Annotated in this window: 18 protein-coding genes; 9 read left to right on the plus strand and 9 right to left on the minus strand. The window is 41.2% G+C overall.

Features of this window, described 5'->3' with window-relative positions:
- Positions 1 to 45 precede the first annotated feature (45 nt).
- Positions 46 to 2,355, plus strand: coding sequence for a hypothetical protein (locus P2W82_RS17920; RefSeq protein WP_336517297.1), 2,310 nt, complete (start codon positions 46 to 48; stop codon positions 2,353 to 2,355).
- Here the strand turns inward: P2W82_RS17920 and P2W82_RS17925 are convergent.
- The 3 genes from P2W82_RS17925 to P2W82_RS17935 all read right to left on the minus strand — a co-directional run bounded on the left by P2W82_RS17925 (position 2,333) and on the right by P2W82_RS17935 (position 5,578).
- Complete coding sequence (locus tag P2W82_RS17925; RefSeq protein ID WP_336517298.1) at positions 2,333 to 3,235, minus strand: diacylglycerol/lipid kinase family protein; 903 nt, start codon at positions 3,233 to 3,235, stop codon at positions 2,333 to 2,335. The genes P2W82_RS17920 and P2W82_RS17925 overlap by 23 nt on opposite strands.
- Positions 3,236 to 3,442: 207 nt before the next feature.
- Positions 3,443 to 4,492, minus strand: a complete 1,050-nt coding sequence (locus tag P2W82_RS17930) for a 3-oxoacyl-ACP synthase III family protein (RefSeq protein WP_336517299.1) — start codon at positions 4,490 to 4,492, stop codon at positions 3,443 to 3,445.
- Between the two features lie 84 nt (positions 4,493 to 4,576).
- Positions 4,577 to 5,578 carry an alpha/beta hydrolase gene (locus tag P2W82_RS17935; protein WP_336517300.1) on the minus strand — a complete coding sequence of 334 codons (1,002 nt, stop codon included), beginning with the start codon at positions 5,576 to 5,578 and terminating at the stop codon, positions 4,577 to 4,579.
- A 56-nt stretch (positions 5,579 to 5,634) separates the two neighbouring features.
- Here P2W82_RS17935 and P2W82_RS17940 point away from each other — a divergent pair, with 56 nt between their 5' ends.
- From P2W82_RS17940 to P2W82_RS17960, 5 genes are all read left to right on the plus strand, one after another.
- Entirely contained in the window at positions 5,635 to 5,859 is a 225-nt protein-coding gene (locus P2W82_RS17940; RefSeq protein WP_336517301.1) for a DUF2905 domain-containing protein, read from the plus strand.
- Between the two features lie 106 nt (positions 5,860 to 5,965).
- A complete protein-coding gene (gene typA / locus P2W82_RS17945; protein WP_336517302.1) occupies positions 5,966 to 7,777 on the plus strand; it encodes a translational GTPase TypA in 1,812 nt (603 codons plus the stop codon).
- A 365-nt stretch (positions 7,778 to 8,142) separates the two neighbouring features.
- Positions 8,143 to 11,823, plus strand: coding sequence for a two-component regulator propeller domain-containing protein (locus P2W82_RS17950; protein WP_336517303.1), 3,681 nt, complete (start codon positions 8,143 to 8,145; stop codon positions 11,821 to 11,823).
- Positions 11,824 to 11,833: 10 nt separating this feature from the next.
- Positions 11,834 to 12,583, plus strand: a complete 750-nt coding sequence (locus P2W82_RS17955) for a LytR/AlgR family response regulator transcription factor (RefSeq protein ID WP_336517304.1) — start codon at positions 11,834 to 11,836, stop codon at positions 12,581 to 12,583.
- 222 nt (positions 12,584 to 12,805) lie between these two features.
- Positions 12,806 to 13,186 (plus strand): hypothetical protein, encoded by a 381-nt coding sequence (locus tag P2W82_RS17960; RefSeq protein WP_336517305.1) that lies wholly within the window; start codon positions 12,806 to 12,808, stop codon positions 13,184 to 13,186.
- A 383-nt stretch (positions 13,187 to 13,569) separates the two neighbouring features.
- On the opposite strand, the gene P2W82_RS17965 is transcribed toward P2W82_RS17960, so the two are convergent.
- Positions 13,570 to 13,941 (minus strand): hypothetical protein, encoded by a 372-nt coding sequence (locus P2W82_RS17965; protein ID WP_336517306.1) that lies wholly within the window; start codon positions 13,939 to 13,941, stop codon positions 13,570 to 13,572.
- A 47-nt stretch (positions 13,942 to 13,988) separates the two neighbouring features.
- Here P2W82_RS17965 and P2W82_RS17970 point away from each other — a divergent pair, with 47 nt between their 5' ends.
- A complete protein-coding gene (locus P2W82_RS17970) occupies positions 13,989 to 14,204 on the plus strand; it encodes a hypothetical protein (protein WP_336517307.1) in 216 nt (71 codons plus the stop codon).
- On the opposite strand, the gene P2W82_RS17975 is transcribed toward P2W82_RS17970, so the two are convergent.
- From P2W82_RS17975 to P2W82_RS17990, 4 genes are read right to left on the minus strand one after another with little or no spacing between them, the layout of a single operon-like run.
- Complete coding sequence (locus P2W82_RS17975; RefSeq protein WP_336517308.1) at positions 14,205 to 14,927, minus strand: LytR/AlgR family response regulator transcription factor; 723 nt, start codon at positions 14,925 to 14,927, stop codon at positions 14,205 to 14,207.
- Positions 14,924 to 15,964 (minus strand): sensor histidine kinase, encoded by a 1,041-nt coding sequence (locus tag P2W82_RS17980; RefSeq protein WP_336517309.1) that lies wholly within the window; start codon positions 15,962 to 15,964, stop codon positions 14,924 to 14,926. The genes P2W82_RS17975 and P2W82_RS17980 overlap by 4 nt, the downstream gene beginning before the upstream one ends.
- Before the next feature lie 9 nt (positions 15,965 to 15,973).
- Complete coding sequence (locus P2W82_RS17985) at positions 15,974 to 16,651, minus strand: hypothetical protein (protein WP_336517310.1); 678 nt, start codon at positions 16,649 to 16,651, stop codon at positions 15,974 to 15,976.
- A gap of 4 nt (positions 16,652 to 16,655) precedes the next feature.
- Entirely contained in the window at positions 16,656 to 17,261 is a 606-nt protein-coding gene (locus P2W82_RS17990) for a hypothetical protein (protein WP_336517311.1), read from the minus strand.
- Between the two features lie 804 nt (positions 17,262 to 18,065).
- Here P2W82_RS17990 and P2W82_RS17995 point away from each other — a divergent pair.
- Together P2W82_RS17995 and P2W82_RS18000 are read left to right on the plus strand one after the other, a co-directional pair.
- Complete coding sequence (locus P2W82_RS17995) at positions 18,066 to 19,634, plus strand: hypothetical protein (RefSeq protein WP_336517312.1); 1,569 nt, start codon at positions 18,066 to 18,068, stop codon at positions 19,632 to 19,634.
- Positions 19,635 to 19,762: 128 nt separating this feature from the next.
- Entirely contained in the window at positions 19,763 to 23,032 is a 3,270-nt protein-coding gene (locus P2W82_RS18000; protein WP_336517313.1) for a S41 family peptidase, read from the plus strand.
- Positions 23,033 to 23,058: 26 nt separating this feature from the next.
- On the opposite strand, the gene P2W82_RS18005 is transcribed toward P2W82_RS18000, so the two are convergent.
- On the minus strand, positions 23,059 to 24,159 hold the full coding sequence (locus P2W82_RS18005; RefSeq protein ID WP_336517314.1) for a DUF4249 domain-containing protein: 1,101 nt from the start codon (positions 24,157 to 24,159) through the stop codon (positions 23,059 to 23,061).
- Position 24,160 lies beyond the last annotated feature (1 nt).

Raw genomic sequence — 24,160 nt, forward strand, 5'->3', positions numbered from 1 at the left:
ATTGCTATATTGTCTGCGTTTATACCCTGTAGCTAAGATTGAATTATGACCATCCGGGAGTTTTCATTTGGTTTTTATTATTCTTTCCCTGTTCAGCTCTTTTTGCTGCACCTGAGGAAATACCAGGTACTGCTGCTATTCTGGTTTATTCTCTTTACTGCAGTCAGTGGTCAATTCCTGAAAACTTTTGGAGCAGATTCACTTTTCCTCGGTCCGGAATACCTTGGCAATGTAAATGCGTTGAGTATGGTAATGGTGGGCATAGGGCTTGGCATTTTTATCATGAGCTGGAATATCACCACCTTCATTCTGCATAGCCGCCATTTTAAATTTCTCGCGACTACAACGAAACCTTTCCTGAAGTACTTTATCAACAATTCAGTTATCCCGCTCATTTTTATTTTCTACTATTCCTATATGCTGGTGCAGTATTACAGTACCAGGGAGCTTCTCGGAACAACAGAGATATTTTTTCTCCTCTCCGGTTTTTTTTCCGGTCTAATTGTGATGATACTGATATCACTCATCTATTTCTTCGGGGCGGAGAAGACAATGCTTCGAAAAATGGAACCTGTGATCTCAGCTCCTCACCTTTATACAGGGCAATACGGACTGGGAGGGAAACACCATCATGAAAAAGGGCTGATCCATGTTGAATGGTTTTTCAATACAAGATTTAAGCTGAAAAAACCACGTGAAATCGCACACTATAGCCAGGAGTTCATAAAAACAATTTTCAAAAGACATCATTTTTCGGCAGTCATATCTATCATTCTCGCATTCCTGTTACTGGCTACGCTGGGATTATTCCAGGATAGCCCGGCGTTTAAAATTCCGGCAGCGAGTGCTATACTTCTGCTTTTTTCAATTTTAATTGCAGCATCGGGTGCATTGGTATATTGGTTAAAAAGCTGGTCATTTCTTGCGCTGATACTGGCGATCCTCATATTCAATTTCATGTTGCATATGGATTGGGTTGATCCGCGAAACAAAGCTTACGGACTCAACTATTCCAATATCGAAGACAGACCCGTTTATTCGCGTTCCTCGATTCTGAATCTTTGTACGGTTGAAAAGATGGAAAAGGATCGCGAAAGTATGATAGCTGTTCTTAATGAGTGGAAAAAGAAACAATCCGAAGAAAAACCGGTCATGTTTATGATCTGTGTCAGCGGCGGCGGCACGCGATCTGCAAATTTCACGGTTAATGTATTACAGAAAATTGACAGCCTGATGAATGGGCAGCTCATGCACAAAACATTCATGATCACAGGAGCTTCAGGTGGCATGTTGGGAGCGACTTATTACCGTGAGTTGTACAGGATGCGACAGATGGGCAGGGCAATCAAACTGACTGAGAGCCGTCATGTGGACGCTGTGTCAAGAGATCTGCTGAATCCTTTGTTTTCGTCTATGGTTACCCGTGATATATTTGCGCCCGCGCAGAAATTTTCACTCGGCGACCAGCAGTACATAAAAGATCGTGCATATGCTTTTGAACAACAGTTGAATGAAAATACGTTTGGTGTACTCGATCATCAGCTGAAAGATTATAAAAATGATGAGTCCAATGCACGTATTCCCCTGATTTTTTTCAACGCTACCAATTCGGCGGATGGAAGAAAAATGGTGATATCCACTCAGCCGGTAAGTTTTATGATGCGAAACTGGCCCGATAGTGCCAGCGGTATACTTGGTGAGCCTGATGCTGTCGACTTCTGTAGTTTCTTTTCAAAACAGGATCCGCAGAACCTTCGGATGTTATCAGCAATGCGTATCAATGCAACATTTCCTTATGTATTGCCTAATGTTTGGTTGCCTTCACAACCTGTTGTTGACGTGATGGATGCCGGTATTCGTGATAATTATGGTCAGGAAACTATGATACGCTTTCTCCAGGTTTTTAACGACTGGCTGAAAGAAAATACCTCGGAGGTAGTGATGATCCAGATCCGGGACAGAAAACTTGGCGACTGGGAGGATCATTCCAGGAGCACAGGCTTTACAGATCTGATCACAAAACCGATGACTGTGATCCAGCTCAATTGGATGAAATTGCAGGATTATTACCAGGAAGAACTGGTGAGTCTGGGAAACGAGGGATTTCAATTTCCATTTGAAAAACTCAATTTCTCTTATATACCAGCAAAAAACGCCAAGGCAGCGGCGTTGAACTTTCACCTTACTACGAAGGAGAAAATTGATCTCGGCCTTGCTTTGTATTCGACTTCAAACCGACAAAGCTTTGCAGACGTCAACCGGATATACACGCATTCACTTTATGATAGTACCGGTGCGATACGCAGGCGAGGCGTTGAAGCTGGTCATGAAATTATTCAGCAGAAGGCTGAATAAGCAGAAATGCATTTGGGATTACACCGATATCAAAAGATGATGAAGTTTCCGCAGGATCTCCGTCAATATGAAAGGGCGCATTATAGGGATTCTCAATTCTAAATCGATCTGTCTGAAAATATAAGATGCAATTCTTTTTAAAAATATCTTCCCGGATATCTCCAAAGCGGATTTGCTGAATTACTGAAATCAGTAGCTGAAGCTTATTCATTTTTTGAACTACAACAACATCCATTAATCCATCATTTAGTTTTGCCTGTGGAGCAATAGTAAACTGATTCCCAAACTGGTTGCTGTTGGCAATGCTGATGAAGTAGGCTTCCGTATGATTGACATGCCCGCCCATGTGAATTCGAAATGGGTAACAACGGGCATTGAAGAAGTTTTTAATTCCGATTTTAAGATAGGTCTGTAAACCACGCGTAGGGCTACGCGAAAATTCATGGGCAACTTTAGCGTCAAACCCAATTCCGCTCAGCATACAGGAGAAATGTCCGTTTATGGTAAAAGCATCGATTGGCCGGGCTGTGCCTTCATAAACTATGTCCAGTGCTTTTTTCGTATCAACAGGGATTTTTGCTGATAATGCGAGGCCATTTCCGCTACCTGTGGGTACTAACCCGAATCTTACACCTGTATGCCTCAACGCTGCAACAACATTTCTTACTGTGCCATCACCACCAATAATTACAACATCGGAATATTTTCCGTTCCTGATTTCTTCTTCAAGTTCAGGGTACTTTCCTGCAGCATTAGTCGATGAAAATTCAAAAGGAATATTTCTGGCTTTTGCAGAAGACTCAACAAATTCCCGCAATCGCCTTTTTTTTCGGATACCTGCGGAAGGATTCATTAAAAAAGCAATACGACGATTGGACATATGGCAAAGCTAGGAGGTTAAACGTAAAACGTAGAACGTAGAATGTAAAACGTAGAACGTAAAACGTAAGCTCTTGCATTTTTGGGCAGGCTTTAGAATTGGTAAAAGAAGGCTCGACGTAAAGTGAAAATCTGAAACCTGGAAAAGCTCAACATAATCTTAGGCTAACGTTCAACGTTTAACGTTACACGTTCAACCTTATATGTTCTACCATTTTAACAAGGCGCTGGCCCATGTAAAACCACTTCCAAATGCAGCAAGACAAACAAGATCGCCTTTGTCTATTTTGCCTGCTTCCCATGCTTCACATAAAGCAATGGGTACAGATGCCGCAGTTGTATTTCCATATCGCTGAATATTATTATAAACCTGGTCGTCCCTGAGTTTCAACTCGTGTTGTACAAACTGGGAGATACGAAGGTTTGCCTGGTGAGGGATCAGTACTTTTATGTCAGAAGGAGAATAGCCGTTTTTATCCAACGCTTCCCTGACTACCTCCGGAAATTTAACTGCAGCCTTTTTGAAAACTGCAGGACCGTCCATGAATGGATATAACTGTGCCTTATCCACCATCTCTCGACTCATAAACATTTCTCCGATCTCGGCTTCTTCAAAATCAGCAAGCTTTCTATCAATCCAGTGATTGGCATGGGTGCCTGGATTATACATGGCAAGAATTTCAGCGCTTTCGCCGTCGCTATGGAGATGCGTACTGAGAATGCCACGCTCTTTATCATCTGAAGCCTGCAAGACCACAGCACCGGCGCCATCACCAAAAATCACACTCACATTTCTTCCGCGCGTACTAAAATCCAGACCAAAAGAATGTTTTTCACTTCCAATGACTAGAATGTTTTTGTACATGCCGGTCTTGATAAACTGATCGGCAACACTCAATGCATAAACAAAACCACTGCATTGATTTCTGACATCAAGTGCGCCAATTTCTTTCATCTTCAATGCACGTTGTACCAGTACGCCACAGCCGGGGAAATAATAATCCGGGCTTAGTGTTGCAAAAACAATAAAGTCTATGTCATCGGTGGTGAGTCCTGCTCTTTCAATAGCAATTTTTGCGGCTTCAACGCCCATTGTAGTGGTTGTTTCTCCTGTGCGATCTGCAAAACGACGTTCCTGTATACCTGTCCTCTCTACAATCCATTCATTACTGGTGTCCATGTATTTGATGAGATCACTGTTGGATACTACATTTTCGGGAACATACTTACCAATACCGGCAATAATGGATTGCTTCATATGAAAAGCAGAGTTGATTTTGGATCAAAATACGAAAGTCTGAAAAATGCGCCTAAATTGAAACTGTTTCAAAACGAACTAAAATCATTCCGCCTGTTTCATGTGAAGAACCTGGTCGGCAAATTTGTATAGTTCCTGGTTGACCAGCTCTACATCTTTTGATTTCAGTGGGGAGGCAATGACATGATCACCGGCATTGGGAATAGCCAGCGCTCTTTTCTGATCCGCCGGGGTGGAAACTTCTTTAAACATTTTCAACATGGCGCCTACCTGAACAACATCATCCTGGTGCTCATCATCTTTGAAATAGTAAAGCATCAGTAAAGGTTGTTTTACTTTTTCAAATGTTTCTTTTGTCATTGCAGTTTCAAGCATTTCCTGCAGTGCAACCGCACCCTCCAACCGGTATTTCCAATACCAGTACTGTTTATAAATATCCCTGGTGTCAGAAGAAAAGTTATAGTCACCGTTTTTTACAAGTCGTGCAATCTGCAACCCCCAGGGATTATTCAGAATAAAAGCGTTCTGATCATTGATGGCGATATTGGGAGAAAAAAGAATTAAAGCAAATATATCATCAGGATAAGTAGCAGCGAGCTGTAAAGCATTTGATGCGCCTGTCGACGTACCCATCAGTATTACTTTTTTCCCGATTTTTTTGCCAATCTGCAAAGCTTCTTTCGCACTTTCCCAATACTTATCTACGGTTAAAGTCATCAATGGTTCCGTAGTATCAAGTCCGTGATCGGCCAATCTGCTCAGGTATAAATTGCATCCAAATGTTTTTGCGAAATCCTTATGCGTCGGAGATCCTTCCATTTGCGAAGCGGAGAACCCATGCAGGTATACAACTGAATATTCGGTTGGCTGTTTGTGTGCGGTGTCAAACCATAATATTCTCGCTTCATTATCCGGTTTGATTTTATGCGCAGATTCTTCGGCACGTACAAAATTTTCAAGCTCCATTGCACTATCAGGTACCGATGGTAATGAATTTGAATACTGCGGCTTTCCGGGACTGGGACCAAGAAAGTAAACCAGAAAAAGTGCAGCAATGACGATTAGAAAAATCCGCAATCCTTTCATATGGATAAATTTACCTTATTAAAAATAATCGGAATTTTAGAAGCTGTTAAAATGAAATGTTTCCAGTAAAAGCCAAATCGTTAATTATTGCAGGAATCGTCCTGATTCTGATAGGATTGATCTGGCATTTTTTTGGTAACAAACTGAGCTGGCTGGGTCGGCTTCCGGGAGATTTTCGGATTGAAAAAGAGAATTTCAGTTTCTATTTTCCGTTTACAACTATGATATTATTGAGTATTTTTATTTCACTTCTGCTTTTTGTAATTAAGAAGTTTTTGTGAAATCACTGCCTGCCATCTTCTGACATTTGTCTCCCCGGCAAGATTACTGTAATTTTGCAGCCTGAAAAAAAGGGCAGGATAAAACCGGGCCTTAATTATTACGAATATGGAAATCAGAAATATAGCGATCATCGCACACGTTGACCATGGAAAAACCACCCTGGTAGATAAGATCCTGCATGCGACAAAAGTATTCAGGGAGAACCAGGAAACCGGTGAATTGATCATGGATTCCAACGATCTGGAAAGGGAAAGAGGCATCACCATCTTCAGCAAGAATGCTTCGGTAACTTATAAAGATGTAAAAATCAATGTAATAGATACGCCGGGCCACGCCGACTTTGGTGGAGAAGTGGAAAGGGTATTGAAAATGGCTGATGGGGTAATCCTCCTGGTAGATGCTTTTGAAGGCCCGATGCCGCAAACCAGGTTTGTGCTTCAGAAAGCCCTCCAGCTGAATCTGCACCCGATTGTGGTAATTAACAAAGTTGATAAGCCGAACTGTCGCCCAGACGAGGTTCATGACGCTGTATTCGAACTCTTCTTCAACCTTGATGCAACAGAAGAACAACTGAATTTCCCCACATATTATGGATCTGGCAAAAATGGCTGGTTTAATGACAGCCTGACCCAGATCGAGGGTATTTCTCCGTTGCTGGATGGTATCCTCAAATATGTTCCAGAACCAAGAGTATCTGAAGGCAGCCTGCAGATGCAGATTACTTCACTGGATTATTCGTCGTTTCTCGGAAGGATCGCAATCGGAAAAGTGCAAAGGAATACAATAAAAGAAAACCAGACCATCTCCCTTATGCAGGCCGATGGCAGTGTTAAGAAACAGAAAGTAAAAGAGCTCTATGTTTTTGAAGGAATGGGCAAACGCAGGGTGCAGGAAGTAAATGCCGGTGACCTATGTGCTGTAGTTGGACTGGAGAATTTCAATATCGGTGATACTATTGCCGATCCTGAAAATCCCGAAGCTTTGCCGATTATCAGCGTTGATGAGCCTACCATGAGTATGCTGTTTTCCATCAACAACTCACCATTTTTTGGAAAGGATGGAAAATTTGTAACATCTCGCCACCTCCGCGACAGGTTGATGAAAGAAACAGAAAAAAATCTTGCACTGAAAGTGCAGGACACAGATAGCGCTGATAGTTTCCTGGTTTACGGACGGGGCATACTTCACCTCGGAATACTTGTGGAAACTATGCGTAGGGAAGGATACGAGCTCACTGTGGGAAATCCGCAGGTATTGGTGAAGGAGATCGATGGCAGAAAATATGAGCCTTATGAGATCCTCGTTGTGGACGTACCATCAGAATATAGTGGAAAGGTGATTGACCTGGTGACGCAGAAGAAAGGTGAAATGCAGGTAATGGAATCAAAAGGTGAAATGCAACACCTGGAATTTGAGATTCCTTCAAGAGGTTTGATCGGCCTGAGAAGTAATATGCTGACGAGCACTGCCGGCGAGGCGGTTATGGCTCACCGTTTCCTCGAATATAAACCATGGAAAGGTCCGATCCCTGGAAGAAATAACGGTGTGTTGTTGTCAAAAAACCTGGAAAAAACGACGGGTTATTCCATCGATAAACTCCAGGACCGGGGCACATTCTTTGTTGATCCGGGAGAAGAAGTTTACACAGGTCAGATCGTTGCCGAGCACATTAAACCGGGTGACCTGGTAGTGAATGTAACTGAAGGTAAAAAGCTGACCAACCACCGCGCCAGTGGAAGTGATGATGCAACCCGCATTGCTCCAAAAACATTGATGACGTTGGAAGAGTGCATGGAGTATATCCAGCAGGATGAATGTATCGAGGTAACTCCCAAAAATATAAGGATGCGTAAAGTGGTGCTGGATGAAAACGAAAGGAACAGAATAGCCAAGCAGATGAAGGCAGACGCCGTCTGATGCGGAAAATGTCAAATACGCGAAAAAACAGCCGTTCACTCAATGAGCGGCTGTTTTTTTATGCGGAAATCTAATTTTGTGCTGTAAATGAGTTCAGAAAAAACATACTATCTCAGGTTGGCTTTGCTCGTGCCAATCATGGCTTTATTCGGCTGCCAGGCTCCCATCAGATCGGATAAATTTCCGGACTGTAACCCGGTAAAAAACAGGAAGGCCTTTACATTGGATCTGCCGGAGCAACAAAAGAATTTTTTCTCTAAGCAATTGAATCTCCGGTTGTTTGTGTTCCATTTCACCGGGAACCAATGAAATTGCTGAATCATTTTTTGATCAGGATCACAAGTATTATTAAGTAAATTGATGGAATGCGGAAGCTAAAGTCGGTAGCTGTTATCATTTGTCTCATGCTGTGTTTGGTATGGACAAACCTTTGCTTTGCGCAGCCCGACCAGGAATGGAAGCTTACCACGTATGGCGTAAGGGATGGAATCAGGACCGTTGTTGAAGCCATGGTGCAGGATTCCTGTGGATTCATCTGGCTGGCTACACATGACGGCCTGATGAAATACGATGGGCTTCATTTCACCACTTACAGAAATGATTCCCGCGACAGTTTTTCCATCGGCGGCAATTTCGTTTCCAAACTGATGATCGATAGAAAAGGTTGCCTCTGGGCAGGGCTCTCAACAGGAGTAATTTCAAGGTATGAGCCTTCGACAAACCGGTTTTACAACTACAAAATTCCGGACAAATGGCAGAACCCCATACAGGAACAGGTCGCCATGCTGTTTGCGGATAATAACAACAATATCTGGGTCGGACTCTCGCGCAACGGTTTGTTCAGGACAACAGATGATGGAATTTCATTTCGTCATTTTGATATTGTGCCGGATACGAGTAAGCTGTATGATGCGGAATCCATCCGGATTTATAACACTGCTTATGCCGGCTTACAGGATAATAAGGGTGTTACCTGGTTTGCTACTCATGACGGACTTTACTATTACAATGAAAAAGCAGAAATGATGCTGCCTGTCAGAAAAAAGGGCTTTACAACTGCTGCTCTCCGGGATGATCTTTTTACTTCAATGTTGTTGGATAAAACGGGAACCCTATGGTTTGGCTCCTGGGCCGGCGGACTTTCATCTTATAATACTAATTCTGGTGAATGGAAAAATTTCAGGTATCAGAAACTGAAATCACCAACGAAAAATATTATCACGAGCCTTACATTTTGCAGCGACGATTGTATATGGTTGACGAGTGCCGATGAAGGGTTTGGTTATTTTGATATTGCAGATGCTGAGTTCTCTATTTTCTTACGCGAAAAAGAATATTCCGCCTCGGAACTACCCAACCTGCAGGCTTACCAGGTGATGAGGGATAGGAATAATAATTTATGGATCAGTCATGCAAAAGGATTAACTAAAATTGAACAGCGACCACGTCTTTTCAATTTCACCCATGTATCCGTTTCAAAAAGTGATAACCTTCAGTTTTACCAGATAAAGAAAGTATGGCGCGATAAGAAAAATCGGTTTGAGTTAATTGCGACATATTATGCGGACGGTCTGAAGGTAAAAGATCTTCGCACCGGAAAAACATCTTCTATTAAAATTCCTCTTCTTGCTTCAGAGGAGCAGCTTATGCTTGTAGAAGATATTCTTGAAGATCATCGAGGCAGGATATGGGTTCTTACACGTGATCATCTGCTTGAGTTTGACACAATAGTCAAAAAATTAAAGATCCATGCTGTTCAGCCACCAAAACAGGATAGATCAAATCAATATTATTCAATGCTGGAAGACCGTGATGGGAATTTGTGGATCGCGAGTTTTCTCAAAGGTGTTTTCGTGGTCAATCCTGATAAAGGGTATGTACAGCATTACTACTCATTGGCAGATAAGGATCATTTTCTCCCCTTCAACTATATCAATGCGATGATCCGGGACTCTAAAGACAGAATCTGGCTGGCAAGTCGCCGTGGCGGCATAAGGTATTTTGATCCGCAGAAAAAAACTCTGGTTACGGTTAACCTTCAGCGTGATGGCGACTATTACAGCAACAAAGTGAGAACGGTAATTGAAGACAAACACGGTTATATATGGTTTGGGACTGAAAAAGGTTTTGTACAGACCGATCCGGGCAAGGATTTTAAAGTGGTAGCATCATATACGGCCATCGATGGTATTATCGGTGATATTGTTACGCATGCGGCATTGGATAGTGTCGGTAATATCTGGGCTACTACCGTTAGTTCAATAGCTATGATCGATCCCTTGAAAAAAACGGTGATCAATTATGGAGAGGAAGATGGATACCTGAACCGGCATAATGTGGCCCTCGATATTTCTATGATGGAGAATGGCCAGATGATGATTCCAACAACAGCAGGTTATTTTTCCTTTGATCCGAATTATATGCGTTCGGGAAGAGGCGCTTCTCATGTACAGTTTACAGGGTTTCGTGTAAACGATAAACTCCGCAATATGTCACCTGGTGACACGCTGAAAGTTTTCCCGGGGGAGAATTTTTTCTCTATCGATTTTTCTGTTGTTGATTTTAACAACGCACCGAAAATTCAGTACAGTTACAAGCTCGATGGATTCAATGAAAACTGGATTAATGCAGGAAATCATGGATTTGCCAGCTATACTAACCTGCCTGGTGGTTTTTATCGTTTCAGAGTAAAAGGAGGTGTTTCTCAGGTAGACGAAAATGCTCCGGAAACCCAGGTTGTGATACAGGTTATTGATCCGGTAATCAAGAGACCGTGGTTCCTGGTGACGGTAGCGATATTGTTGCTGATTGCTTTCATCCTGCTCATCCGGAACAGGAATAAAAAGATCGACGAACAAAGGGATCAGATCGAAGCAGAGAAGACGATCAACTATTTCGCGACAAGCATGAATGATAAAAAAACAGTCGAAGACATTTTGTGGGATGTAACGAAGAATTGTATTGGTAAAATGAACTTCGAAGATTGTGTTATTTACCTGCTGGATGAGAAAGATAATACTCTTGTCCAGAAAGCTTCTTATGGTCCGAAAACGGATGAACATAACCGGATCATTTCTCCATTAAGACTTCCGGTCGGCAAAGGTATTGTCGGCGCTGTTGCCACCTCGGGTAAACCTGAATTGATCAATGATACAACAAAAGATCCACGTTACGTAGTGGATGACAAGCAACGTTTTTCTGAGATCACTGTACCGATCATTTCTGACGGGAAAGTGCTGGGCATTATAGATTGCGAACATTCAAAGAAAAACTTTTTCAACGGCCGTCATCTGATGATGCTAACCACTATTGCGTCTCTGTGTGCTAATAAAATCATCAGGGTCACTGCGGAAACGGACAGGATCAATGCGCAGGATAAACTAAATGAAGTACAGCAAAGAATGCGTGATATGGAGATGCAGGCGCTCCGTGCACAAATGAATCCGCATTTTATTTTTAATTGCCTGAACTCGATCAATCGTTATATCATCAAGAGTGACCAGGCAACTGCTTCACTTTATCTGACAAGATTTGCAAAGCTGATCCGATTAATTCTTGATAACTCAAACAGCAAAAATGTAATCCTGGGAAATGAACTGGAGGCCCTGAAACTTTACATCGAAATGGAATCGCTGCGTTTCGAACAGAAATTTTCTTATCATATTGAAGTTGACCCGCACGTGAACACAGATAGTATCGAGGTGCCACCATTGATCATTCAGCCTTACGTTGAAAATGCCATCTGGCATGGATTGCTACATAAAAAAGAAGCTGGTCATTTGAGTATTCGGGTAAGTGTAAAGAATGGAAACCTGCTCGAGTGTATTATCGAAGACAATGGTGTTGGTCGTGAAAAAGCGAAAGAGATGAAAAGTAAATCTGCCACAACAAGAAAATCGCTGGGTATGAAACTGACAGAAAGCAGATTGAACCTGCTGAACAGTCATACAACAACGCATGCCACAGTAAAGATTGAAGACCTGGTGGAAACCCGGGGACTTGCGACGGGGACGAAAGTGATATTGACAATTCCAATAGAAAATTAAAAGAATATATATGATCCGCTGTGTATTGATTGATGATGAACGAAACGCACTCGAGATGATGGAGTGGTTGTTGAAAACGTATTGCCCTGAAGTACAGATTGTGGCAATGTGCAGTAATGGTGAGGAGGGGATCGTGGCCATAAAAACTCACAAACCAGATGTGATATTCCTGGATATCGAAATGCCGCATATGAATGGATTCGACATGCTGGAAAGATTTGATCAGCTCGATTTTGACGTGGTATTCTGCACAGCCTATGATCAGTTTGCATTAAAAGCATTTCGGTACAGCGCATTGAACTATCTGCTCAAACCTGTAGATCCGGAGGATCTTAAATCTACTGTCGCCAGGATCGAAATGAAAAAGAATAAACCTTCAAAAGAGCAGATGGATCTATTGTTGCAGACCCTGAAGCAACCACAAAGAGGAACTCCGAAAAGAATTGCACTTACGACCAACGATGGCTTACTGTTTATTCCCACGGAAGATATAATGTACGCAGAAGCAGAAAGCAATTACACTATCGTGATGCTTTCTGCCGGGAGAAAGGTAATTGTATCCAAATCCTTAAAAGATATTGACGAAGCTTTATCTGGTCCCGATTTTTTCAGAATACATCATTCCTATTTGGTTAACATAAACCAGATTAAAAAATATGTCAGAGGCGATGGAGGATATGTTGTTATGAATAATGATGCCACTGTGAGTATCTCACGTTCGAAACGCCAGGAATTTATGGAGATGTTTGAAAAATTCTAGTAGACAAATTTTATTTAGTGTAGGCAGCGACCAGCTGCCTTTTTTATTTCTGTTGTTTCGCCTATGCTGCTACGTTACTTACGAAAAGTTGGCAAATAGTGAATTAAAAAATAATCTGCAGGTTACGCAATAAAACTACCATCTACTCAACACCTCTTTTAGCCCGTCGTTCATCAAACTAGATTTGTTCAGTAAATATTTTTAATCATAACAATTCAAGAGATGAAACTAAGATTGATTACGGCAGGCATTATGATCCTTACAATGGCAATGTTTTCCTGCAAAAAAGATGATGCAAAACCGGCATTTAATTTGGAAGGTAAATGGAGCGGGAAACATGGAGAAGTAGTACCAAATTCTTATTACGGGCTTGTTTTTAAATCGAATGGTGTGTTGCAACGTGTGGCAGCTTCAGGAACAGTTGGTGCAACCGGCTCCTGGTCATTCTCTGACAACATACTAACAGGTACTTATACATTCGATAATGGTACGGTTGTTTCGTTGAAAGCAACTTACGACCCGGCAACGGGTAAATTATCCGGTACTTATGGATATGGATCCGACACCACAGGCGAAGCAGTATTTTATTTGACAAGGGATTAACCGACAGAAGAGAAATAACACAAACAGACTAACCAGACACCGGACACCAGGGGGCTGCTTCAAGCGGCTCTCTTTTTTTTGCATAACATCGATGCTTAACCATCAATACTGTTTGTTTTCCTGTAATAACCCAAAAATGCAAACCACTCAGTTTTTCTGCCGATTACTCAATGACGAATAAGCGCTCAACTATTGCGATATATTTTTGTATCGCAATTGAAAGCAAAGAAAAAAATGAACAAGTTCCTGGTTCTGATAATGGCGATACTGGTTGGAGCTTTGTTTGCTTCGCAACAAATTAGCTAAACCTCGTGGTGACAAGCCACTAAAACATATTGAACGCGGATGGGATACTGGCTGCAAAAGTGCAGCCTTTATTTTTTTTAGTCATCATTGAATTCAAGGTCAGCAGTAAAATTGAAAACAGGCTGTATAATTCTTTTAGCAGACTGAATAACAGGGTCCAAAGCGTCAAGATTTAAGGTGCTTCTCATTCTTTTTATTCGTTCCAGTTCGTCATTAAACGCATCAGCTGTTTTATTCAGGTCGTTGGCTATTTGTTGGAACTTATTCTTCGTTTCAACATCATCCAAACCGGTTCCCGGGGGCTCGGGAATCTGTCCAAGCAGCTCATTAACATCAACCGAGTCAAGCTGACTTACTATAGAGTCGAGGTGATCGGCTGTTAAACTATTCCCATTCAATGATTTGAGAATACTTGTCGCCTTATTTAATGCTTCTGATACTGATTCCATATGAAAAGATTTGATCCCTTAACTTTGCATTAAAAGTAGGGTTATTTATGAAGCGGTTGTTATTTATGATGTTCATTTGTGCAGGCTCATTGTTCAGCATGCAGGCCAATGCTCAATGTTCAATTTGTACAAAGACGGCTCAACAGATGGGCGACAAACCCGCCAAAGCCCTGAATGCTGGTATCCTATACCTTATGGCTGCGCCACTCGCGATTATGGGCTATGTAGGCTTCCGCTGGTGGAAGAATAATGCCAGCGAATAGTCATTTGTTTCTCTTCCGGTTCTTTTCCTGCAGCTTCTCAATAAATTCTTCACGGTAGCTGGCGCCGATAGGCAGGTCAGATTGACCCAACCGTACATAGTTTCCTTCCACAAATTCAATATGATTCAATGAAACAATATAGGATTTATGTATCCTGAAAAAAGTTTTTTCCGGTAATTGTTCCTGCAGATTTCTAAGCGACTCACTTAAAACGAGCGTTTCTGAAGATGTATGAAGTTTTACGTAGTCGCCAATCGACTCAGCGAACCGGATAGCAGCTACTTCAACTTTTTTCAATTTCTTATCTACTTTGAAAAATAGAAAATCGTTGTTGGTTGTAGTTTGTTTTGATGCCTCTGCAGACCTCAGTAAAGTTTGTGCTTTATTAACGGCTTTCAAAAATCTTTCAAATGAAAATGGTTTTAAAAGATAATCCACGGCGCTGAGTTCATATCCTTCGACAGCATATTCCGGATAGGCAGTCGTGAAAATAACAAGGGGCGGGTTCACCAATGAACGAAGCAGATTAATCCCTGACACCTGTGGCATATTGATATCTAGAAATAAAAGATCGCACGGTTTTTCGGAGAGTGATGACTGAACTTCGAACGCGTCTTTGCAGCTACCTATCAGTTGTAAAGCCGGATGATCATTGATATATGTTTCAAGTATATCCCTTGCGAGAGGTTCATCTTCTGCTATGATACATTGAATAGCCATCATGTCTTCAAATTTAAATCTATGCGATAAGTTTCATCGTTTTCAATTACATCAAGTGTATATTTTGCTGGATAAAGAAGCTCAAGTCTTCTTTTTACATTCTCCAACCCAATACCACCCTGTTCCCGGACATCCGATTCATCTGCCTTGCCCTTATTATTGCTTAATGAAAATTTTATGAGGTTTGGAGAAATTTCTATGACCAGATCCACAAAAGTGTTTTCTCTTGCGCCCTTAATACCATGCTTGAAAGCATTTTCCAAAAAGCTGATTAATAACAACGGTGCAATCGATCTTCCTTCAGGATCACCTGTTACTTTCATACGGATATCTGCTGTTTTATCTGCTCTCAGCCGCATGAGAGATTGATAATCATCCAGTACTTTAATTTCCTTTTCGAGAGGAACTCTTTCTGCTGCCGAATCATAAATAAAATAACGCATCAGATCTGAAAGACGAATTACCGCTGCTGCCAGATCAGGGTTATTTTTAAAAGACATTGCATAAATCCCATTAAGTGTATTAAAAAAAAAGTGAGGATTGATTTGTGATTTTAATGATGCCAGCTCCAGATGAATTTTTTCTTTTTCTGCCTGCAGAAGTTGTTTTTGCAATTCATTTACAGCGAACCAGGATTTGGAAAGGGTCAAAAGAGTTGTAATGGCCACATAGATGAAAATGATTCCAGCTATTTCTTTCCATGAGTAAAATGAAATGAAATAGTAGTCGGGAAATAATGTTGCTGACCAGTTGTTAAAAAACCCAACATTCAGCCATGCAAATAACGATATAAGAGTAACTAGTATAACCGGATATAAGAACCATGAAATCTTATTTCCGGTTTTCGGTAAAAGAAAATATAGATTAAAATATACCGGAGGAACCAGGAACAGATGAAAAAGGGAACAGTAAATGAAATCCACAGTAGCAGGTTTATTTCCATAGCTGAAAGCCTGCAGCAGTATGTAAAAACTAAGGCACCAGAACATCACGTGTAATGCGATCCTGGTGCCTTTGTTCCGGAAATTTAGTTTGTACATTTTTAGCCTTTACCGTTTTAAAGAATAGAGGTGAACCGAAGAATATATATCATCACGATTGCCATACTTGCTGAGAAAAGTTTTAAGTACAGCACTGTTCGCCGTAATCAGGAAATTGTCAAAAACAGCATCATATGCGTAAGGTATCTTCATTTTACTTTCAAGAATAAGTTGTTTGATCTTTTCTCCATCCAGGAAATTTAAACTCAGATGGTTTTTTCCATCGATAGAAGCTTTTGCAATTGCATAAGTTCCTATGAAATCCTGTCCTAAAAAACCAACGTACCTGTTTTCAAAATTTTTTGTCGTGTCTTCTGGAGCGGCAATGATCGGAATTACCTGTGCAAATAAAGTTTCATTGATCTTTGCAATTTGTAACGAGTAGTGATAAACCAGTTCGCCTTTTCCATAACTGAGAACATATGATTTATCCTGCCGGATACTATCTGCCTTCTCCACGACTGCAGGAGGGTTTGATTTCCCGATGTCAATTTTCAGCATATCCATGATCCTGCTTTTATTGGCTTTCTCAATGGTGACCGATGTTGAGTTCATCGTCCATTTTCCGTCGATGATGTCGATTGATATAAGGTCTTTTTCGTCGAACACGGGTTGAAAAACATGAAGGCAACTGCTGAGACCAAAAATGATGAACAGAATTGAAAAGTATATAATTGAGCGTTTCATTTTTTTATTTTGAACGATGATAAGAATGTGAGGAGTTGCTTTCATAAAGAACCGGGTCGTTCGCGTATTTGCGGATGTGCGTCTGCAATTCCGAAGTACTTGCGAGAATGATCGATTCATCTCCGCGGGATATCATTGGGATGCGGATTTTCTTTTTTTCAAGCTGTTCCCGGATCAGGTGATCACTTACCTGTTGAATAAACAATTTGTTTCCCAGTTGAAATGAGTCCACACGATAAACAGAGTGTTGCTTTAAAAACATTGAGCGGAATATGGGATCCATTTCAGATTCGCCAGGAGTGTTACCGGGGAACATATCCAGGAAATAATGATCTCCGATTTTAACCAGGAAGGCGAGGTTGGTGGTTTCCTCAATTCCTTCGCTATTGAATTCTCTGACGATCATTCCTTTGGCAGGAATTTTTGCTGTCTGATAGGAAAGATGATCTGCAGGAGTAATGATCATTTTCTCGTTTCCGGAAAACCATTCGCCATACATTGGTTTTGGATCGATAACATCATCAGCACCGAAAATGGGATAAAATGTGTTCAGGCATCCTGTGCCTGTAAAAAGCAACAGAATACATGCGATCGATAGAATCTTTTTCATTTTTTCAATTTTCAGTAAAACTAGAATTGGGAATTGCGGTGTAATAATGAAATCGCCAAACACCAAAAATTACAGGCTGAACGCAACTTTTTTGGGAAAATCCAGTGAAAATAAGCCAGGAAATGAATAAAATCTGGCTGTTAAAACCCATGAAATTTCATAAAACAGGGTCGCTAAACATACGCACAGCAAATAGTTACCAGGGAAAATGAAATTTATCAATCGTATACGCATGAAATCTGTAAATATATATCCAGGAAGACGAAAAGAGGCTTCTTTTAATAGCAGACAAATGAGTAGTTCAAAATGTCAAGGACCCGGTGTTAAAACGTTTTAGTACGTAACATTTAATTAACACTTACCCGGTCATATTTAAAACTAATCTATGTTTTTACAGGGACCTTAAGGAAAATACTAAGAAAACTTTGACTCTCTTAAAAAAAATTCATCGAAAACTTGGCAGATCGGGGAGAACAGTTATATTCGTGGTGCCATAAAAAAAAAGCCACGCCGTAGAAACGGAGTGACCTCAACGATTGCTTGCCATATGAAAATCTTCGAAGTATATTTCTATACTGTAATTATCTAGTTTTTTTTTATTCTACGACCTTTTCGATTATTTGCCAACTTCCTCAACGATTGCTTGCTATCTCTTAATCTTACTTCGTGTTCCTTTGATACATCGAAAGTAGGTCGTATTTTTCAGGCACTCAAACCAACTTATTGGAAAATTCATTATCCCAAAAGGATTGAAGAAATTCGGAAAGCCTTGATGGCAGTGGATTTCAGCTTAATTTTGTAATGATGCCCAACCGTTCTACAGACATATTATTTCTCCTGGTGAAATCACTTGAAAAATCCGAAAAACGCCATTTTAAACTCTATATCACCCGGAGTTCAGGCAAACAGGATCTGAAAATTATCCAGCTTTTTGACGCCTTGGATAAGCTACCCGAATATGATGAAAAGTTGTTATTGAAGAAGCTTAATGATGTTACGAAGCCTCAGCTCAATAATTTAAAAACCCATTTATACAAACAGCTGCTTGCCAGTTTAAGATTGCTTAAGACTGCAGAAAACACCGACCTGCAATTGAGCGAGATGCTTGATCATGCCCGGGTACTTTACAATAAAGGGTTGAAGTTACAGGCGTTGAAAATCCTCGAGAAAGCGAAGGAAACAGCAAAAGCAAATCATAAATTCAATTATCTCGCGCAGGTAATTTCGCTCGAAAAAAAAATTGAGACACTTCATATCACGAGAAGTACGCTGGATAAAACAGAGAGCCTCGCGAATGAAGCGTTAATGATCAGCGGTCATATCGATCGGGTGGTTAAACTGTCCAATCTTGCATTGCTGCTGTACAGATGGTATGTGCAGAATGGTCACTCAAGAAATGAGCAGGATGAGGTAAGGATAAAAGAATTCTTCACAAAACATCTTCCCGAAAACCCTGAAACGATTACTGATTTTTATGAGCTGTTATATCTTTACCAGAGCTATTGTTGGTATGGATATATACGACAGGATTTCCTGATGTATTACAGGTACAGCAAAAAGTGGATCATTTTATATCAGCAGGAACCGATGATGGTGAATGTAGAAACCGGTCACTATATCAAAGGCATGCACAACCTGCTGAATGCACACTTTGTTCTCCGGGACTTTATAGGTTTTGAACAAACACTTCATGAATTTGAAGAATTTGCCGGAGAATCTGCTGCATTGATTCATGATAATTTCAGAGCGCATACAGCAGTATATATAGACGGAGCCAAAATCAATTATCACCTGATGCGCGGTACTTTTAAAGAAGGGCTGAGTCTTGTACCTGAAATTGAAGAACATCTGGAAGAGCACAGACTCTTCCTCGACCCACATCGCATTCTTGTATTCAATTATAAAATAGCAACACTCTATTTTGGCAATGGCAGTTACGAAATCTCGATTGACTATCTGCAAAAAATCATTAATGGTCCCGGTGATCTGAGAAATGATCTTCAGTGCTATGCACGCTTGCTGCACCTGTTGGCTCACTATGAATTAGGAAACGATGAAATCATTGATTCACTGATTAAGTCCGTTTATCGCTTTATGGCGAAGATGAAAAATCTGACTGTTGTGGAAGAAGAAATTTTCAGGTTCCTTCGTCATTCTTTCCATATTCCTGCAAGGCAAATGAAACCGGAGCTGGAAAAGTTTCTTGCCGTTATTAAGAAATTTGAAAACAACAGGTTTGAAACAAGGGCATTTTCTTACCTGGATATCATTTCATGGGTCGAGAGCAAAGTGTACTCCAAGCCGATGAGTGAAATTATCTACAATAAATATCTGCAAAACAAACATCGTTCTGCACTCAGGAAATCTGCCTGAGACCATTTCCTTAATTCGTCAGAAAAAATTACCGTTGATCTCTGATCAACACACTCTCTCATTTAAATTTTTGATGATGGGATAAAGATTCTATTTTTAAAAATCCCCTTCCAATCAATTCCTTTAAAATGAGAAAATCGATTCTTCTTTCAGCAAGTCTTTTTTGGGTTACAGCTTGTCTTGCTCAGTTGGATGCAAGGTTATTCAGACATCCGGATGTTTCAGCAAACCAGATTTGTTTTGTCTACGGGGGAGATATCTGGCTCGTTTCAAAAACGGGAGGTACCGCGCTAAGACTCAGTTCTTCTACCGGAGAAGAATCTTTTCCTCGTTTTTCTCCAGATGGTAAAACACTGGCTTACACTGCAACTTATGATGGTAACGCAGACGTGTACACTGTTCCGGTTTCGGGTGGTGTTCCGGCCAGACTTACATGGAATGCCTTGAATGATCGGGTTGTTGACTGGCATCCGGGCGGACAGAAGATCCTGATTGCTTCTTCCCGCCAAAGTGGGAGCCAGGCGTTCAGGCAGTTTTACCTGGTTGATAAAAGCGGCGGCTTTCCTGAAAAATTGCCCGTGCCTTACGGCGAGTTGGCTAGTTTTTCTCCTGATGGGAATGAGCTCGCTTATGTTACGCGCATAACTGAAAATTATCCTTTCAAGCGATATCGCGGTGGTATGGCTTCAGATGTCATTCTCTTCGATCTTAAAAAAATTTCGGCTGAAAATATCACACATAGCGACGCTACTGAAGGCAAACCTGCATGGGTCAAGGACAGAATTTATTTTGTTTCAGATGCGGGTGCTGCAAAACGCAGAAATATCTATGTTTATGACAGGGTAAAAAAGACACAGGAAGCGCTGACTAAATTTGATGATGTTGATGTTAATTATATGTCTGCCGGGCCGGATGATCTTGTTTTTGAAGCCGGTGGAAAATTGTACCTGCTTAATCTTTCAACATACAAATACGCAGAAGTAAAAATCAGTGTTTTGGCTGACATGGCTGGGATTATGCCAAGGACTGTAAATGTGGGTAGTCGTATAAGCAGTTACGATATTTCTCCCGACGCAAAGAGGGCCGTGTTTGAAGCGCGTGGAGATCTGTTCAGTGTTCCTGCTGAAAATGGCGTTGTAATCAATCTTACCAACAGCAGCGGCTCATTTGATCGCAGCCCGGCATGGTCACCAAACGGAAAATATATCGCTTACTGGAGTGATCAGTCAGGAGAAAATGAAATCTACCTGTACGAACCTCAGACAGATAAGAAACCCAGGAAAATGACATCATTTTCAAAGGGGATGGGTTGGAATCTGATGTGGTCACCGGATAGCAAGAAGATTGCATTCATCAACGAAAAGCAGCAGATACAATTACTAAATATTGCCGACGGCAGTATTTCACCGGTTGATAAAACAACCGAACTCACTTACTCTGCATTACAATCTTTCGAAGTGAGTTGGTCGCCAGACAGCAAATGGCTCGCATATTCAAAATCGATCAGCAATCACAATGATGCGATTTTTTTATACAACATCGAAAAGAAAAATCTTACACAGGCCACATCCGGATTTTACAATGATAGCCGACCCGTATTTGATCCCACAGGTAAGTATTTATTTTTCATGACAGACAGAAATTTCAATCCTTCCTATGGAAATGATGGAACATGGATATATCCCAACAGCACGCAGATTGCGTTTACATCACTAGATCCGACAGCGAAATCATTCCTGCTTCCGAAGAATGATGAAGTAAAAATTACGGAAGCAGCAAAAACAGATACAGCAATAAAATCTGCCGATTCTTCTAAAACGCAAAAGCCTACTAAAACACCTGAAATCAATTTCGTTCTGGAACGCATTGAAAACAGGATGGAAGTTTTGCCGATTCCGGCTGGCAACTATGGACAGCTTTCGGCAATCGAAGGAAAATTGATCTACACCAGGTTCCCAAATACCGGCTCTGTGCCGGGACCAGGCTCTATCTACATGTATGATCTCGAGAAAAAAGAGGAAAAAACCTTATTCAATGGAGCAGGTGGATTTGTTTTATCTGCAGATAAAAAATCAATTCTTACCGGAAATCAATCAGGCTACGGAATTGTAAAGCCTTCCCCGGATCAGCGAATAGAAAAACAATTACGTACCGGTGAAATGGAAATGATATTGCAACCCCGTGAAGAATGGAAACAGATATTCAATGATACCTGGCGCAGGTATCGTGATTTCTTCTATGATCCTAATATGCATAAAGTGGATTGGGATGGAATCAGGAAACAATATGGAGCTTTGATTGATGATGCAATCACCCGTTGGGATGTAAACAATATTCAGTTAGAGATGATCTCTGAACTCAGTGCAGGTCATACCTATGCTGGCGGCGGTGACCAGGAGCAATCAAGTTCAAGAATACATGGTTTTCTTGGTATCAACTGGGCGAAAGATGAGGGTGGTTACAGGATCAGTCGTATTATAAAATCTGCACCATGGGATAGTGAAGTGAAATCACCGTTTGATCTATCAGGCGTGCAGGTAAAAGAAGGTGAATATCTGATTTCAGTAAATGGTCGTGCAATTGATCCGGCAAAAGATCCATATGCTTCTTTTGAAGGATTATCAGGAAAAACAATAGTGTTACGTGTCAATAGCAAGCCCGGATATGAGGGTTCGAGAGAAGTGGTGCTGACAACACTCACGCCTGGTCAGGAGACGAGATTAAGACATCTCGAATGGATTGAACAGAACCGCAAAAAAGTAGAGGAATTATCAGGTGGACAATTGGGGTATATGTATATGCCTAACACAGGAGTGCCAGGTCAAACAGAACTCATGCGTCAGTTTTATGGTCAGATTGATAAGAAAGGATTTGTCATTGACGAGCGTTTCAATGCAGGCGGACAACTTGCTGATCGTTTTATAGAGATGCTCAACAGACCGGTATTGTATAATCTTGCATGGCGAGATGCTGAGGTAACAGTATGGCCGGTGAAAGCTAATAATGGTCCGAAAGTAATGCTGATCAATGGCTGGGCAGGATCGGGTGGTGATGCTTTCCCCTGGGCATTTCAACAGCTTAAACTTGGACCGATTGTGGGAGAGCGTACACTGGGAATACTGGTAGGCCCGGCCACAACACACGGCTTAATTGACGGAGGTTATATAACGGTGCCGGATGCCCGATTATATAGTGCAGATGGTAAATGGTTTGCTGAAGGTTATGGGATCAAACCAGAAATTGAAATATGGGATGATCCTGCAAAACTTGCAAAAGGAGAAGATCCACAACTACTTCGTGCAGTTGAGGAAGCAATGAAGCTCATAAAATCAAATCCACGTAAACTTTATCCGAGACCTCTGTATGAAGACAGGAGTGCGAAAGGGATCAAGGATTAGATCCTATCAGCTTCTTCATTCAGTGATCAGGGAAATTTAAAATTCACCCTCACACTGTCTGCGTTTTCCCAGCCTGGCGGTGGTGGAACCTGTGGAGCAGGTGGTGGATCGTATCTCACGGCATCCGGGTACACATCAAAACAAGGTTGCGATACTCTTTCAAAGAAAGCATTCGCGGAAACATCCAGTAAATATTCAGTAATGTAATAGGGAGTTATGATTACTTTTTTATGAACCGCTGACCGGGCAGAAAAATAACCAAGGGCATATTCATTCTGATTAGCTGCATTTACAATATTTCCTTTGATGGAAGCCGGGAGCGGGTCGAAAATGCTGCCAGTCCTGGCAACCTGGTCAACGTACTGTTGTAAAAACTGGAAGTAGGATTTTGAAATCGAGAGCTGAGAAAAATCGATAAAATGGGTGCCGTAATCAAAAATATAAGAGTTAGAAATTCCTTTGTCAATAATCCGGCCCCCATTGATATCAGCATCTGACATAATACTCATCTCATTGTCCGTACGATATTGTAAACATTTATCAAACATGATACAGTAAAACCCGCATCCGACCCCTAAAGTTTTACGACGGGTATATCCATAAGCTTCCCACTTATAATAATTCTCCTGATCTGCTGGATCTGTTGTGTAAATATAAGTCCTGAAATACGCAGGATGAAACCGGTTGTAATCAGGAACAAACCTGATCTGAAAACTATCCATCTGAACCGGTGTCAGAATTTTTTCGGGTAGCGATATAAAATTTCTTCCATCTGCGAGTCTTATATCTGCAGAGTAGGACCTTCCGACTTCACCAATGAAAGACGGATCATCGGATTGGTAGAAACCTGATCCGGTGTGTACAAAAGGAATTATTTTTCCCTGGTCATCGCGCACACTAACCTGCGCATCAGTAACCTGTTTTTCTTCGGGAACTGCCGTTCCCGCAGCTACTGCACCTGATAGGGTGAGCCTTATATTATATGGGCCGGGTTCGTTGCTGATCTGTCCCTCTACCACCAGTCTTTCTCCTTCAAATCGCAGGGGCACTTCAACATCTTTAATGCATGATGTTGCGGAAACAACAATAAACAGGCCGAGCAAACAATATTTTTGGATCGCTTTCATT

It is taken from the genome of Pollutibacter soli (assembly GCA_029269725.1).
Classification (GTDB): Bacteria; Bacteroidota; Bacteroidia; order Chitinophagales; family Chitinophagaceae; genus Pollutibacter; species Pollutibacter soli.

Bases quoted from the DNA above. Each gene is read 5' to 3' on its own strand.
- P2W82_RS17920 (WP_336517297.1), top strand. From the start codon at position 46: ATGACCATCCGGGAGTTTTCATTTGGTTTTTATTATTCTTTCCCTGTT.
- P2W82_RS17925 (WP_336517298.1), bottom strand. From the start codon at position 3,235: ATGTCCAATCGTCGTATTGCTTTTTTAATGAATCCTTCCGCAGGTATC.
- P2W82_RS17930 (WP_336517299.1), bottom strand. From the start codon at position 4,492: ATGAAGCAATCCATTATTGCCGGTATTGGTAAGTATGTTCCCGAAAAT.
- P2W82_RS17935 (WP_336517300.1), bottom strand. From the start codon at position 5,578: ATGAAAGGATTGCGGATTTTTCTAATCGTCATTGCTGCACTTTTTCTG.
- P2W82_RS17940 (WP_336517301.1), top strand. From the start codon at position 5,635: ATGTTTCCAGTAAAAGCCAAATCGTTAATTATTGCAGGAATCGTCCTG.
- typA (WP_336517302.1), top strand. From the start codon at position 5,966: ATGGAAATCAGAAATATAGCGATCATCGCACACGTTGACCATGGAAAA.
- P2W82_RS17950 (WP_336517303.1), top strand. From the start codon at position 8,143: ATGCGGAAGCTAAAGTCGGTAGCTGTTATCATTTGTCTCATGCTGTGT.
- P2W82_RS17955 (WP_336517304.1), top strand. From the start codon at position 11,834: ATGATCCGCTGTGTATTGATTGATGATGAACGAAACGCACTCGAGATG.
- P2W82_RS17960 (WP_336517305.1), top strand. From the start codon at position 12,806: ATGAAACTAAGATTGATTACGGCAGGCATTATGATCCTTACAATGGCA.
- P2W82_RS17965 (WP_336517306.1), bottom strand. From the start codon at position 13,941: ATGGAATCAGTATCAGAAGCATTAAATAAGGCGACAAGTATTCTCAAA.
- P2W82_RS17970 (WP_336517307.1), top strand. From the start codon at position 13,989: ATGAAGCGGTTGTTATTTATGATGTTCATTTGTGCAGGCTCATTGTTC.
- P2W82_RS17975 (WP_336517308.1), bottom strand. From the start codon at position 14,927: ATGATGGCTATTCAATGTATCATAGCAGAAGATGAACCTCTCGCAAGG.
- P2W82_RS17980 (WP_336517309.1), bottom strand. From the start codon at position 15,964: ATGTACAAACTAAATTTCCGGAACAAAGGCACCAGGATCGCATTACAC.
- P2W82_RS17985 (WP_336517310.1), bottom strand. From the start codon at position 16,651: ATGAAACGCTCAATTATATACTTTTCAATTCTGTTCATCATTTTTGGT.
- P2W82_RS17990 (WP_336517311.1), bottom strand. From the start codon at position 17,261: ATGAAAAAGATTCTATCGATCGCATGTATTCTGTTGCTTTTTACAGGC.
- P2W82_RS17995 (WP_336517312.1), top strand. From the start codon at position 18,066: ATGCCCAACCGTTCTACAGACATATTATTTCTCCTGGTGAAATCACTT.
- P2W82_RS18000 (WP_336517313.1), top strand. From the start codon at position 19,763: ATGAGAAAATCGATTCTTCTTTCAGCAAGTCTTTTTTGGGTTACAGCT.
- P2W82_RS18005 (WP_336517314.1), bottom strand. From the start codon at position 24,159: ATGAAAGCGATCCAAAAATATTGTTTGCTCGGCCTGTTTATTGTTGTT.